We start from the raw sequence: 13,853 nt of genomic DNA, 5'->3' as shown, positions 1-13,853 counted from the left end.
GCCGATGCTCGGGCCGTCGACTGTGCGGGCCGTTGGACGGACGTGAGAGCTGGGTCAGCGAACTCTGAGAAACCCGTGAAAGCCGTGAAGAGCGGGTTTCCGGGCCCGCACAACCGCGGCAGCAAGCCCCCTATAGGGTCGGTGACCGTGGCGAACAAGAACATTCCCGACCCCGGCTTCTCCGACGACGACGGCTCCGCCGATCCCCGGCTGAGCGCGGCGCTCGCGGCCTGGGCCGAGGACCGCGCCGCCGTCGGCCCCGTCCTGGAGGCCCTCAAGGACGCCCGGCTGCTCGTCCCCGTGGTCGCCGTGCTCGGCGAGGTCGAGGAGGACGAGAACGGGCTGCGCCGCGAGAAGACCAGCGACATGGCCGTACCGACCCTGAAGGCCGGCTCCCGGACCGCCCTGCCGGCCTTCACCTCCACCGACTCGCTGGCCCGCTGGGACCCCGAGGCCCGCCCCGTCGCCGTACCCCTGCACCAGGCGTTGCAGGCCGCCGCGCACGAGAAGGCCGACACCGTCGTACTGGACCTCGCGGGTCCGGTGCCCTTCGAGCTGACCGGTCCCGCGCTGCTCGCGCTCGCCGAGGGCCGCGTGAGCGCCGACCCGCTGGCCGACCCGGCCGTGATCGGGGCCGTACGGGACGCGGTGGCCGCCGAGCCCGCCGTGCTCCGCGCCCACCTCGGGCCGGGGCAGGCCGACGGCACCCTGGCCCTCGTGCTGGAGCCGTCCGCCGCGCCCGCCGAGGCCGCGCGGGCCGTCGCCGAGCGCCTCGCCGCCGACGAGACACTGAGGGCCCGCCTGGTGCGGGGCCTCGACCTGGCACTGCTGCCGGCCGGGACCACGCCTCCGGGCGAGCCCTTGTACGTACGGGGATGAGCTAGCCGTAGACCGGCCCGGTGTACTTCTCACCGGGGCCCTGGCCCGGCTCGTCCGGGACCAGGGAGGCCTCGCGGAAGGCGAGCTGGAGGGACTTCAGGCCGTCCCGGAGCGGGGCCGCGTGGAAGGAGCTGATCTCCGTCGCGCTGCCGTCCAGCAGACCGGCGAGGGCGTGGATCAGCTTGCGGGCCTCGTCCAGGTCCTTGTACTTGTCGCCGTCCCCCTCCTGTGGGGCCAGACCGAGCTTCACGGCGGCGGCGCTCATCAGGTTGACCGCGACCGTCACGATCACCTCGACGGCCGGGACCTCGGCGATGTCGCGGGTCATCTCGTCGAAGTCGGGGGAGTCGGCAGACGGGGGAGGGGTGTCACTCATGCCCCACACGATAGGGCCCGGGGCGCATCGGTTCGCACCACCCCCTCGATGCTGCTAACCTTGTGTGACGACCGGCCGGACACGCGTGTGTGAAAGTGTGACCGGCCCACAAGTGGAGGCTCCGATCTCCCACCCGACCGCCCCCTGGGACGGCGGGTCACCCCGGTCAGGCGGTCACCATCGTTCCGTACGGACGATGGAGTCGCCCGAAAGTGCGCCCCGCGGCATCGCGGCGGTGCTCCGGCAGTGTTTGGAGCCCCGTCTGTGATCGTCCGGGGCATTTTTTGTGCGTCGGCGCGGTTAGGTCTACGAAAAAGACATACGCGGCTGTCCGCCAGACCGCCGTGTGGTGCTAACCGAGGAGGATCCATCAGCGCCGAGCCCCGCATCAACGACCGGATTCGCGTTCCCGAGGTGCGACTTGTCGGTCCCAGTGGCGAGCAGGTGGGCATTGTCCCGCTGGCCAAGGCACTGGAGCTTGCGCAGGAGTACGACCTGGACCTGGTCGAGGTCGCGGCGAACGCCCGTCCGCCCGTGTGCAAGCTCATGGACTACGGGAAGTTCAAGTACGAGTCGGCCATGAAGGCCCGTGAGGCGCGCAAGAACCAGGCGCACACGGTCATCAAGGAGATGAAGCTCCGGCCGAAGATCGACCCGCACGACTATGACACCAAGAAGGGTCACGTCGTCCGGTTCCTCAAGCAGGGCGACAAGGTCAAGATCACGATCATGTTCCGTGGTCGCGAGCAGTCCCGGCCGGAACTCGGCTACCGACTGCTGCAGCGCCTCGCGGAGGACGTGGCCGACCTCGGTTTCGTTGAGTCGAACCCGAAGCAGGACGGCCGAAACATGATCATGGTTCTCGGTCCGCACAAGAAGAAGACCGAGGCGATGGCCGAGGCCCGCCAGGCGCAGGAAGCCCGCAAGGCAGACGCGAAGGCCAACCCCGGCAAGTCGCAGAACGCCGCGGAGTCCGACCTCGTCGAGGACGAGGCCGGCATCGAGGCCGAGGCCGAGGCCCCGGCAGAGGCTTCCGCCGAGGCGTGACCCCCGGGGGCGCGAGTCCCCAGGACACAACCGATACAAGAGCGACGCTCACCGTGCCCGGTTTCAGGACCGGGCACCGGAGCGCCACCGACGAGGAGAGAACGGCGCTATGCCGAAGAACAAGTCGCACAGCGGTGCCAGCAAGCGCTTCAAGATCACCGGCTCCGGCAAGGTGCTCCGCGAGCGCGCCGGCAAGCGCCACCTGCTCGAGCACAAGTCGTCCCGCGTGACGCGTCGCCTCACCGGCAACGCCGAGATGGCCCCGGGCGACGCCGCGAAGATCAAGAAGCTTCTCGGCAAGTGAGGCCGGGCGCCCAGCGCCTGCAGCACCTCTAGACCGGGACCCAATCGATACCGGGCCGTGTGAGTCCAACCACGGCCCCGCTACAAGGAGTTAACAAGTGGCACGCGTCAAGCGGGCAGTCAACGCCCACAAGAAGCGCCGGGCGATCCTCGAGGCCGCCTCCGGCTACCGCGGTCAGCGTTCGCGCCTGTACCGCAAGGCCAAGGAGCAGGTCACCCACTCGCTGGTCTACAACTACAACGACCGCAAGAAGCGCAAGGGTGACTTCCGCCAGCTCTGGATCCAGCGCATCAACGCCGCTGCCCGCGCCAACGGCATCACGTACAACCGCTTCATCCAGGGTCTGAAGGCCGCGAACATCGAGGTCGACCGCAAGATCCTGGCCGAGCTGGCCGTCAACGACGCGACCGCGTTCGCCGCGCTGGTCGAGGTCGCGCAGAAGGCCCTGCCGGCGGACGTGAACGCGCCCAAGGCCGCGTGACGCTGCGCTGGGCTTAGGCCGACGTGACTGGACGGACCCGTGGGCTTGTGCCTGCGGGTCCGTCGTGTTGTGCGGCGGAGGTGGGTTCGGCCCCGCCGGAGTCCGCCGTCGTGGTTGATCGCCATTGCGGCGGAAAAAGAGTTAGGTGACCTTGATGCCTTCCGTCAGCCCCGAGCTGATCTCCTCCCGTTCTCCCCGGGTCTCCGCCGCCAGGCGGCTCGCCAAGCGGAACTTCCGGGGCAAGGAGCGGCTGTTCCTGGCCGAGGGTCCGCAGGCCGTGCGGGAGGCCGCCGGGCACGGGCTGACGGAGCTGTTCGCCACCGTGGAGGCCGCGGAGCGCTACGCCGACATCATCGGCGAGGCCCGGGCCGTGGGGGCCCGGGTGCATCTCGCCTCCGAGGACGTCATCGCCGACATCTCGACGACCGTCACCCCGCAGGGGCTCGTCGGGATCTGCCGGTTCCTCGACACCCCCTTCGACGAGATCCTCGCCGCCCGCCCCAAGCTCGTCGCCGTCCTCGCCAACGTGCGCGACCCGGGCAACGCCGGCACCGTCCTGCGCTGCGCCGACGCCGCCGGTGCCGAGGCGGTCGTACTCACCGACGCCTCCGTCGACCTCTACAACCCCAAGGCCGTACGGGCCTCCGTGGGCTCCCTGTTCCACCTGCCCGTGGCCGTCGGGGTGCCCGTGGAGGAGGCCGTCGAGGGGCTCAGGCGGGCCGGGGTGCGGATCCTGGCCGCCGACGGGGCCGGCACCGACGACCTCGACGACGAGCTCGACAAGGGCACCATGGGCGGTCCGACCGCCTGGGTGTTCGGCAACGAGGCCTGGGGGCTCCCGGAGGAGACCCGCGCCCTCGCGGACGCCGTGGTGCGCGTCCCGATCCACGGGAAGGCCGAGAGCCTGAACCTCGCCACCGCGGCCGCCGTATGTCTCTATGCGTCGGCGCGTGCACAGCGCGCCTCCGGAGGGTGCCGCTCCGTCACCGAGAACCAGTAGGGTGACCAGCTCGGGGGCCCCTCAGACGCCTGAGAGGTGGGGTACGGGGATGAGTGTCGGCACGAGGAGCGCGCGGGGCGCGTCCGAGGCCTGTGCCGGTGGTCTCGCCGAGCTCGGCATCGACCCCGACGAGCTGCCCGACGGCCTCGTCGTCGCGGACGAGCAGGGCCGGGTGATCTGCTTCAACACCGCCGCGGCCCGGATCACCGCCCTGCCCGCCGAGGACGCCCTCGGCCGGCGGCTGGAGAAGGCCCTTCCGTTAGAGGACCTGGAGGGGCGGCGCTGGTGGCAGGTGACCGACCCGTACGGCGGTCTCGCGATCCGCAGGCGACAGCCCGAGCGCAACCTGCTGCTGCCCGGCGGCCGTGAGGTGCTGGTCTCCGCCACCTACGTGCGCACCGAGCCCACCGGCCCCGTCCACCGGGTCGTCGTCGGCCTCCGGGACACCGAGGCCCGCCGCCGCACCGAGCGCAGCCACGCCGAGCTGATCGCCACCGTCGCCCACGAGCTCCGGTCCCCGCTCACCTCCGTCAAGGGCTTCACCGCGACCCTCCTCGCCAAGTGGGAGAGGTTCACCGACGACCAGAAGCGGCTGATGCTGGAGACCGTCGACGCGGACGCCGACCGGGTCACCCGGCTCATCGCCGAGCTGCTCGACATCTCGCGGATCGACTCCGGGCGGCTGGAGGTCAGGCGCCAGCCCGTCGACATCGGCGCCGCCGTCGGCCGCCACATCCAGGCCTACGTCGCCGCGGGGCTCGCCGCCGACCGCTTCCTGCTCCGGCTCGAACAGCCGCTTCCGGCGCTCTGGGCCGACCCCGACAAGATCGACCAGGTGCTCAGCAACCTGCTGGAAAATGCGGTGCGGCACGGCGAGGGAACCGTCACGATTGACATCACGCCCACGGCGTCCCCCCGCGAGGGGGAGGACACCGGCACGTCGGTCACGGTGAGCGACGAGGGTCCCGGCATCCCGGAGGAGTCCATGAACCGCGTCTTCACCCGCTTCTGGCGGGGCAGCAAGCGCGGTGGCACCGGCCTCGGGCTGTACATCGTCAAGGGCATCGTCGAGGCCCACGGCGGGACCATCACGGTCGGGCGCGGCCCCCAGGGCGGCGCCGAGTTCCGATTTACGTTGCCCGTGAGCGCTCCGGCCTATCTGAGCTGAGTGCCCGCGGGCGCATCCGTACATCCCCACCCCGTTAGACTCGGCCTTTGGCACCCATGTGTCCCATGGACGGCCCTCTGACCTCTGAGTGAGTCGGTGACGGGGACCTTCAGCCAGCCAATCGGAAGCACGGGAAGAGATGTCGGCACCGAACAAGTCGTACGACCCTGTAGAGGTCGAGGCCCTGAAACCGGAAGAGATCGAGCGCATGCGGGAAGAGGCGCTCGCCGCCTTCGCCGCGGCGGATTCCCTCGACGCGCTCCAGGAGGCCAAGGTCGCCCACACCGGGGGCACCTCCCCGCTGGCCCTCGCCAACCGCGAGATCGGCGCCCTGCCCCCGCACGCCAAGGCCGCCGCCGGCAAGCTCGTCGGCCAGGCCCGGGGCGCGGTGAACAAGGCCCTCGCCGGCCGGCAGGCCGAACTGGAGGCCGAGCGCGACCAGCGGGTGCTGGTCGAGGAGGCCGTGGACGTCACCCTGCCGTACGACCGCGTACCGGCCGGCGCCCGCCACCCGCTCACCACGCTCTCGGAGCGCATCGAGGACGCCTTCGTGGCCATGGGCTACGAGGTCGCCGAGGGTCCGCAGGTCGAGGCCGAGTGGTTCAACTTCGACGCGCTCAACATCGGCCCGGACCACCCGGCCCGCGGTGAGCAGGACACCTTCTTCGTCGAGGGCCCGCAGGGCGGCACCGAGTCCGGAGTCGTGCTGCGCACCCACACCTCGCCCGTGCAGATCCGCTCGCTGCTCTCGCGGGACCTGCCGGTCTACGTGATCTGCCCCGGTGTCGTCTACCGCACCGACGAGCTGGACGCCACGCACACCCCGGTCTTCCGCCAGGTCGAGCTGCTGGCCGTCGACGAGGGCCTCACCATGGCCGACCTCAAGGGCACCATGGACCACATGGTCCAGGCCCTGTTCGGCGAGGGCATGAAGACCCGGCTGCGCCCGAACTTCTTCCCCTTCACCGAGCCGTCCGCCGAGATGGACATGGTGTGCTACGTCTGCCGCGGCGAGTCCGTCGGCAACCCCGACCGCCCCTGCCGCACCTGCTCCTCCGAGGGCTGGATCGAGCTGGGCGGCTGCGGGATGGTCAACCCCAAGGTGCTGACCGCCTGCGGCGTCGACCCGCAGAAGTACAGCGGCTTCGCCTTCGGGTTCGGCATCGAGCGGATGCTGATGTTCCGCCACAACGTCGAGGACATGCGAGACATGGTCGAGGGTGACGTCCGGTTCACCCGGCCGTTCGGGATGGAGATCTGATGCGGGTCCCGCTTTCTTGGCTGCGGGAGTACGTCGACCTGCCGGCGACCGAAACCGGCCGTGACGTCCAGGCCAAGCTCGTTTCCGCAGGGCTTGAGGTCGAGACCGTCGAGCACCTCGGCGCCGACCTCAAGGGCCCCCTCGTCGTCGGCCAGGTGCTGACCATCGAGGAGCTGACCGAGTTCAAGAAGCCGATCCGCTTCTGCACGGTCGACGTCGGCCAGGCCAACGGCACCGGCGAGCCCCAGGAGATCGTCTGCGGCGCCCGCAACTTCGCCGTCGGCGACAAGGTCGTCGTGGTCCTCCCGGGCGCCACGCTGCCCGGCGGCTTCTCGATCTCCGCCCGCAAGACGTACGGCAGGACGTCCCACGGCATGATCTGCTCCAGCGACGAGCTGGGCATGGGCGACGACGGCACCAAGGGCATCATCGTGCTGCCGCCGGAGACCGAGGTCGGCAAGGACGCCATCGAGCTCCTGGAGCTGGTCGACGAGGTCCTCGACATCGCCGTCACCGCCAACCGCGGCGACTGCCTGTCCATCCGCGGTGTGGCCCGTGAGGCCGCCATCGCCTACGGCCTGCCGCTGAGCGACCCCGCCCTGCTCGACGTGCCGGGCCCGAACGCCTTCGGCTACCCGGTCCAGGTCTCCGACCCGTTCGGCTGCGACCGCTTCACCGCGCGCACCGTGACCGGTCTGAGCCCCGAGGCCCGCTCGCCGATCTGGCTCCAGCGCCGGCTCCAGAAGGTCGGCATGCGCCCGATCTCGCTCGCCGTCGACGTCACCAACTACGTGATGATGGAGCTCGGCCAGCCCCTGCACGCCTACGACCGCTCGCTGGTCCAGGGCACCATCGGCGTGCGCCGGGCCGAGCAGGGTGAGCAGATCGAGACCCTCGACGGCGTGACGCGCAAGCTGCACACCGAGGACCTGGTCATCACGGACGAGCGCGGCCCGATCGGCCTCGCCGGTGTGATGGGCGGCGCCAACACCGAGATCGCCGACCACGCGGAGTCCGAGGGCACCACCGACGTCGTCATCGAGGCGGCCCACTTCGACGCCGTGTCCATCGCGCGTACGGCCCGTCGCCACAAGCTGTCCTCCGAGGCGTCCCGGCGCTTCGAGCGCGGTGTCGACCCGCAGGCCGCCGCCGCTGCCGCGCAGCGCACGGTCGACCTGCTGGTGCTGCTCGCGGGCGGCACCGCCGAGGCCGGTGTGACCGAGGTCGTCGCCCCGTCGGCCCCGCACACCATCAGCGTCCCGGCGGACCACCCCGACAAGGTCGCGGGTGTCTCCTACGGCCGCGAGACCGTCGTACGGCGTCTCCAGGAGGTCGGCTGCGACGTGTACGGGCAGGACGAGCTCATCGTCACCGTGCCGTCCTGGCGTCCCGACCTCCAGGAGATCAACGACCTGGCCGAAGAGGTCATCCGGCTGGAGGGCTACGAGAACCTGCCCTCCACGCTGCCCAGGCCCCCGGCGGGGCGCGGCCTGACCCACCGCCAGCGGCTGCACCGCCGGGCCGGGCGGGTGCTGGCCGGTGCCGGGTACGTCGAGGCGCCGAACTACCCCTTCGTCTCCGAGCAGGTCTTCGACCAGCTCGGGCTGGAGGCCGACGACCCGGCCCGCCGTGTCGTCAGGCTCACCAACCCGCTCAACGACGAGGAGCCCGCGCTGCGCACCTCGCTGCTGCCCGGTCTGCTCGGCGCGCTGCGCCGCAACGACGGGCGGGGCTCGCACGACCTGGCGCTCTTCGAGACCGGGCTGGTCTTCCTGCCGCGCGCGGAGCAGAAGGCGGCCGCGGTGCTGCCGGTCGACCGCCGTCCCACGGACGCGGAGATCGCCGAGCTGGACGCCGCGCTGCCCGATCAGCCGCGGCACGTGGCCGTGGTCCTCGCCGGCGCCCGGGAACAGGCCGGCTGGTGGGGCAGGGGCCGTCCGGCCGACTGGGCCGACGCGGTCGAGGCCGGCCGGCTGGTCGCGCGCGAGGCCGGGGTCGAACTGACCGTCCGCGGTGGCCAGTACGGGCCGTGGCACCCGGGGCGGTGCGCCGAGTTCGTCGTCGGGGACACCGTGGTGGGCCACGCCGGTGAGCTGCACCCGCGGGTCGTGAAGGCGTTCGGGCTGCCGGCCCGGACCTGTGCGACGGAGCTGAACCTGGACGTCCTGGAGGCGGCCGGTGACGACACCCCGCAGGCGCCCGCCATCTCCACGTTCCCGGTCGCCACGCAGGACGTCGCCCTGGTCGTCGACAAGTTCGTGCCGCACGCCGACGTCGAGGCCGCGCTGCGGGCCGGCGCGGGTGAACTCCTGGAGGCCATCCGGCTGTTCGACGTGTACGAGAACGAGGAGCAGCTCGGCGACGGCAAGAAGTCGCTGGCGTACGCGTTGCGTTTCCGCGCGGGGGACCGGACGCTGACGGTCGACGAGGCGTCGGCGGCTCGGGACGCGGCGGTTGCGCTTGCGGGGGAGCGGACGGGGGCTGTGCTGAGGGCCTAGGCGGTGTGGGGGCTGCGGGAGTCCGGCGGCTGCGGCTGCGTCGTGGCTGGTCGCGCAGTTCTCCGTGCCCCTATGGGGGCTGCGCCCCCATAGCCCCGATATCCGGTCACCTCACTCGATAGGGTGAGTTCTGCCGGTGATCTGGCCCTTTCGGCCCATACGCTCGACACAATCGGACCGGCCTTTCCAGGCCGGTCCGATCGCGTGTGCAGGGCCTAGTTGGGGGGCCGTCGGCATGATGTGCTTCAAGGCTGCGGTTCCCCGGGCGGGTTCGCTGCGCCGAGTGCTCTCGTTGGGGCTTCCCGCCATGTGGGGTGCCGTCGCGGTCACGTACAAGCTGACGTGTCCGCTCGCCCAGCAGCACGCCCTGGGCGCGCGGGTCGTCACCAGTGCCGTGTTCTTCGCGGTCGGCACCGGGCTGATCCTCCATGTCCGGCGCGCCCTGCTGCGGGAGTTGCGGCAGGCCCGCCAGGTCGCGGGCGCCGCCCAGAGCGTGCTGCTGCGGCCGTTGCCCCCGCGCATCGACGGGCTCGCCGTGGCCGCGGCCCAGATGTCCGCGGACCGGGGCGCCTCCATCGGGGGCGACCTGTACGAGGCCGTCGCCACGGACCACGGCGTGCGGGTCGTCATGGGCGACGTCCGCGGCCACGGCCTGGCCGCCATCGGTACGGCCGCCGCGGTCCTCGGCAGCTTCCGAGAGGCCGTCCACGACGAGCCCGACCTCGGGGGAGTGCTGCGCCGACTCGACCGCGCCCTCGCCCGGCACCTGCGTGAGCGCGCCGAACGGGACGGCACGGCAGCGGAGGACTTCGTGACCGTGCTGCTGCTGGAGATCGGTGCGGACGGCGAGCTGAGCGCCCTCAACTGCGGTCATCCGTGGCCGTACCTGCTCAGCGGGTCGGTCGTCGAGCCGCTCTCCTGCGCGGACCCGATGCCGCCTCTGGGACCGTTTCCCCTGCCCGCCGACTTGTCGGGCCTCCAGTGCGGCCACCTGCTGCCGGGCGAGACCCTGATCCTGCACACGGACGGCGCGGAGGACGCCAGGGACCCCGGTGGCCGTTTCTTCTCCTTGCGTGAAGCGTTGGGTGGTGCCGGCGAGGCGGTCCCACAGACCGTACTGGGCAGGATCTTCACGGCACTTCTGAACCACACGGGCGGCACCCCGAAGGACGACGTGGCCGTACTGGTACTGAGAAACGACCGTCAAGGCCAACCCACCCCAGGGGTGCGGGGAACTGCGCGACCAGCCACCACGAGCCCGCAGCCGACAACACACCTCTGACCGGTTCAGCCGCCGGCCAGGCCACCGCACTGTACGAGGGGGAGCCGGCGGCCCGGCCGAGGCCTCTTGCGAGGCATTTCAGTCAACCGGCCGGGAACTCTCCGCAACAGTGCGCGCACCCTGCGGATTCGAGCACTCCGATCACACCCCGTGTGAAGGCGGACCCACTAATCTGACGGCACCGAGTCACCCGGGGGGCATATATGCAGCCCAACACTCTGCTCGACGCGATCCTCGACGAAGCCGGGATCTCGCACGCGGGGCTTGCCGCACACGTGAACCAGGCGGGGAGGGCACGCGGCCTCGCGCTCAGGTACGAACACACCGCCGTGGCGCGGTGGTTGAAGGGCCAGCGCCCGCGCGGCCAGGTGCCCGACCTGATCTGCGAGGTGCTCGCGGGCCGCCTCCGACGCCCCGTCACCCTCGACGACATCGGCCTCGGCGTGCCCGGGGAGCCGTCCACCCCGCACGGCACCTCGCTGTCCGGTTTCGTCGAGCGGGCCACCGCCCTGTGGCGCTCCGACGAACAGCAGCGGCCGCACATCCTGGGCGCCCCCGCGGTCACCGGGACCCCCGCGGTCATGCCGGTGTGGGAGTGGGAGAACCCGCCCGAGGACGTCGACGTCTCCCGCGGCGGCCGGCACCGGGTCACCTCCGCCGACATCGAGATGCTCCGCGCGGCCCGCACCCACTACGAGCAGATGTACCGGAAGGCGGGCGGCATCGCGACCCGGACCCGGATCGTCGGCTTCCTCAACGCCGAGGCGGCGCCGCTGCTGCGCGGCAGCTACACCGACGAGACCGGCCGCCAACTGCACCGGGCCACCGGCGGGTTGGTCGCCGTCGCCGGCATCTGCGCCTACGACTCCGACGCCCACGGCCTCGCCCAGCGCTACTTCCACCAGGCCCTCAGGCTCGCCAAGGCCAGCGGGGACAGGGGACTCGGGGCGTATGTGATCGCGCTCCTCGTCAACCAGTCGCTGTTCATGCGGGAGCACCGCCAGGCCGTCGCCTTCGCCGAGGCCGCTCTGCGGGCCGCCGGCAAGCACATCACCCCGGCGCTCGCCTGCGACCTCTACGCGATGCAGGCAAAGGCGTACGCCCACCTCGGCGACGGCACGACCGCGCTGTCCTGCATCCGGCGGGCCGAGCAGGCCGCCGAACGCATCCGGCGCGGGTACGAGCCCGACGAGACCGGCTATGTCCAGCCGGGCCTCGTCAACGTCCAGGTGGCGGAGGCGCTCCTCAGCCTCGGCGAGCTCGCGGCGGCTGCCGCGCACGCCGCGGCAGCCGTCGACAACCCGGCCCACGACCGGGGCCGGGTGCACCGGCTCGCCATGCTCAGCACGATCGAGCTGCGTCAGGGCAACGCCGACAAAGCGGTGGCCACCGCCGTGCAGATGGCGGAACAGGCGCGGGGAATGGAGTCACAGCGCCTGCGCGACAGACTCAGAGCGGTGCGCGAACACCTGGTCCGGAGCGGCTGCGCGGGCACGTCCGAGGCAGCCGAACTGATCGACGGCGCACTGCGCGTGCCCCTGTAGACCGGCACACGGAGGCCGACACCCCACAGTCCCTGCTGCGATATTGCCACTTACTCGACGGAAGGTGGCAGAACCGTGCAGTGGACGAAACAGAACGAACAAACTGTGTATGAAAACCGCTGGTTCAGCGTCAATCTCGCCGATGTCGAACTGCCGGACGGCCGGCATCTCGACCACTTCCTGATACGGCTGCGGCCCGTCGCCGTCGCCACGGTGGTGAACGAGGCCAACGAGGTCCTGCTGCTGTGGCGCCACCGTTTCATCACCGACAGTTGGGGCTGGGAACTCGCCGCGGGTGTGGTCGAGGACGGCGAGGACATCGCCGTCGCGGCCGCCAGGGAACTCGAGGAGGAGACCGGCTGGCGGCCGGGGCCGCTCCAGCACCTGATGAGCGTGGAGCCCTCCAACGGCCTCACCGACGCCCGGCACCACATCTACTGGGCCGACGAGGGCGAGTACATCGGGCACCCCGTGGACGACTTCGAGTCCGACCGCCGGGAATGGGTCCCCCTGAAGCTCGTTCCCGACATGGTCGCCCGTGGGGAGGTCCCGGCCGCCAACATGGCGGCCGCGTTACTCCTGTTGCATCATCTGAGGCTCGGTCAGGACACCTAGGGTCCGCCGGACGGACCCGCCCTGATCCCCCACCCGGGTGTCCCGGAGCCTCAGTGACCGAAGGCCTGCCAGATCGCCACGACGAGCGCGCCCACGGCGGTGATCGCCGCTACCGCGGGAAGCGGCCAACGGGCGTGCTCCAGGGCGATGATCCGTGCGCTCAGATCGTCGATCTCCTTGTCCGTCTCCTCCGTACGGTGACTGAGCAGAGCGAAGCCTCCCTCGACGCGTGCGTACGCGACATCGAGACGACGCCGTAACTCTGCGAGTTCTCCATGGACCACGGGATGCTCCGGGTCGGCGGTCACAGGTCCGCTCCTTTCCGTAGTCGTCACATCCCTTGCATGCGCATGAAGAGTCAACTCGCCTGGTGGGCGCGTGGGGAGAGTGTGCGACAGGCATATGCGGGCCCGGCGCGCACACGGTGTGTGAATGACACGGGCCCGGCGCTCCGAAGAGTGCCGGGCCCGCGTTCGTAGCACTGTGTAATCAGCACCCTGGAACGGACAGGGTGCGGGTCAGCCGTAGGTGTAGAACCCCGAGCCGGTCTTGCGGCCCAGCCGGCCCGCGTCGACCATGCGCTGGAGCAGCGGCGGAGCGGCGTAGAGAGGCTCCTTGTACTCCTCGTACATCGAGAAGGCGACCGAGGCGACGGTGTCCAGGCCGATCAGGTCGGACAGTTTCAGCGGGCCCATCGGGTGGGCGCAGCCGAGCTCCATGCCGTTGTCGATGTCCTCGCGGCTCGCGATGCCCGACTCGAACATCCGGATCGCGGACAGCAGATACGGGATCAGCAGCGCGTTGACCACGAAGCCGGAGCGGTCCTGGGCGCGGATCGCGTGCTTGCCGAGCAGCTTCTCGGCGAACTGCTGGGCGCGGGCCAGGGTGCCCTCGGAGGTGGTGAGCGCCGGGATCAGCTCGACGAGCTTCTGCACCGGGGCCGGGTTGAAGAAGTGGATGCCGACGACCTGGTCGGGCCGCGAGGTGGCGACCGCCAGCTTCACCAGCGGGATCGAGGAGGTGTTGGAGGCCAGGATCGCGTCCGGGCGGGTCACCACCTGGTCAAGGACCTGGAAGATCTCGGTCTTCACCTGTTCGTTCTCCACCACGGCCTCGATGACGAGGTCGCGGTCCGCGAACTCGCCGAGGTCGGTGGTGAAGCTCAGGCGGGCCTGGGTGACCGCCAGTTCGTCCTGCGTGATCTTGCCGCGTTCGGCGGCCTTGGTGAGGGAGTTGAACAGCCGGGTACGGCCGATCTCCAGGGCCTCGCCGGTGGTCTCGGCGACCTTCACGTCCAGGCCGGCGCGGGCGCACACCTCGGCGATGCCCGCCCCCATCTGGCCGCAGCCCACCACTCCGACGCGCGCGATGTCTCCCGCCGGGAAGTCCGTCACTTCG

Annotated in this window: 13 protein-coding genes and 1 pseudogene; 11 read left to right on the top strand and 3 right to left on the bottom strand. The window is 70.9% G+C overall.

What is annotated here, in order from left to right; translation table 11 throughout:
• Window positions 1-147 precede the first annotated feature (147 nt).
• Window positions 148-879: an SseB family protein gene (locus tag ACZ66S_RS24645; protein ID WP_469903676.1), complete on the top strand. Its 732-nt coding sequence runs from the start codon at window positions 148-150 to the stop codon at window positions 877-879.
• A 1-nt stretch (window position 880) separates the two neighbouring features.
• On the opposite strand, the gene ACZ66S_RS24640 is transcribed toward ACZ66S_RS24645, so the two are convergent.
• Window positions 881-1,255, bottom strand: coding sequence for a DUF1844 domain-containing protein (locus tag ACZ66S_RS24640; protein ID WP_469903675.1), 375 nt, complete (start codon window positions 1,253-1,255; stop codon window positions 881-883).
• Between the two features lie 344 nt (window positions 1,256-1,599).
• Here ACZ66S_RS24640 and infC point away from each other — a divergent pair.
• The 10 genes and pseudogenes from infC to ACZ66S_RS24590 all read left to right on the top strand — a co-directional run bounded on the left by infC (window position 1,600) and on the right by ACZ66S_RS24590 (window position 12,455).
• Window positions 1,600-2,302: pseudogene (gene infC, locus ACZ66S_RS24635) on the top strand (translation initiation factor IF-3).
• Window positions 2,303-2,411: 109 nt separating this feature from the next.
• Window positions 2,412-2,606: a 50S ribosomal protein L35 gene (rpmI, locus tag ACZ66S_RS24630; protein WP_003977225.1), complete on the top strand. Its 195-nt coding sequence runs from the start codon at window positions 2,412-2,414 to the stop codon at window positions 2,604-2,606.
• A gap of 97 nt (window positions 2,607-2,703) precedes the next feature.
• Window positions 2,704-3,087, top strand: a complete 384-nt coding sequence (gene rplT / locus ACZ66S_RS24625; RefSeq protein WP_007380809.1) for a 50S ribosomal protein L20 — start codon at window positions 2,704-2,706, stop codon at window positions 3,085-3,087.
• 154 nt (window positions 3,088-3,241) lie between these two features.
• Window positions 3,242-4,087, top strand: coding sequence for a TrmH family RNA methyltransferase (locus ACZ66S_RS24620; protein WP_469903674.1), 846 nt, complete (start codon window positions 3,242-3,244; stop codon window positions 4,085-4,087).
• A gap of 49 nt (window positions 4,088-4,136) precedes the next feature.
• A complete protein-coding gene (locus tag ACZ66S_RS24615) occupies window positions 4,137-5,255 on the top strand; it encodes a sensor histidine kinase (protein WP_469903673.1) in 1,119 nt (372 codons plus the stop codon).
• A gap of 139 nt (window positions 5,256-5,394) precedes the next feature.
• On the top strand, window positions 5,395-6,516 hold the full coding sequence (gene pheS, locus ACZ66S_RS24610; RefSeq protein ID WP_469903672.1) for a phenylalanine--tRNA ligase subunit alpha: 1,122 nt from the start codon (window positions 5,395-5,397) through the stop codon (window positions 6,514-6,516).
• On the top strand, window positions 6,516-9,014 hold the full coding sequence (gene pheT / locus ACZ66S_RS24605; RefSeq protein WP_469903671.1) for a phenylalanine--tRNA ligase subunit beta: 2,499 nt from the start codon (window positions 6,516-6,518) through the stop codon (window positions 9,012-9,014). The genes pheS and pheT overlap by 1 nt, the downstream gene beginning before the upstream one ends.
• A gap of 235 nt (window positions 9,015-9,249) precedes the next feature.
• A complete protein-coding gene (locus tag ACZ66S_RS24600; protein WP_469903670.1) occupies window positions 9,250-10,296 on the top strand; it encodes a PP2C family protein-serine/threonine phosphatase in 1,047 nt (348 codons plus the stop codon).
• A 203-nt stretch (window positions 10,297-10,499) separates the two neighbouring features.
• Entirely contained in the window at window positions 10,500-11,840 is a 1,341-nt protein-coding gene (locus ACZ66S_RS24595; RefSeq protein ID WP_469903669.1) for a transcriptional regulator, read from the top strand.
• Between the two features lie 75 nt (window positions 11,841-11,915).
• A complete protein-coding gene (locus tag ACZ66S_RS24590; protein ID WP_037715720.1) occupies window positions 11,916-12,455 on the top strand; it encodes an NUDIX hydrolase in 540 nt (179 codons plus the stop codon).
• 50 nt (window positions 12,456-12,505) lie between these two features.
• On the opposite strand, the gene ACZ66S_RS24585 is transcribed toward ACZ66S_RS24590, so the two are convergent.
• Together ACZ66S_RS24585 and ACZ66S_RS24580 are read right to left on the bottom strand one after the other, a co-directional pair.
• The gene (locus ACZ66S_RS24585) at window positions 12,506-12,763 is read right to left on the bottom strand and encodes a hypothetical protein (protein ID WP_469903668.1); all 258 of its coding nucleotides are present in this window, start codon (window positions 12,761-12,763) and stop codon (window positions 12,506-12,508) included.
• A gap of 210 nt (window positions 12,764-12,973) precedes the next feature.
• Window positions 12,974-13,849, bottom strand: a complete 876-nt coding sequence (locus ACZ66S_RS24580; protein ID WP_469903667.1) for a 3-hydroxybutyryl-CoA dehydrogenase — start codon at window positions 13,847-13,849, stop codon at window positions 12,974-12,976.
• Window positions 13,850-13,853: the final 4 nt, after the last annotated feature.

It is taken from the genome of Streptomyces sp. NPDC107471, from assembly GCF_055582845.1.
Note: the sequence above shows the minus strand (reverse complement) of the source record. Positions and strands in the feature narration are given on the sequence as shown.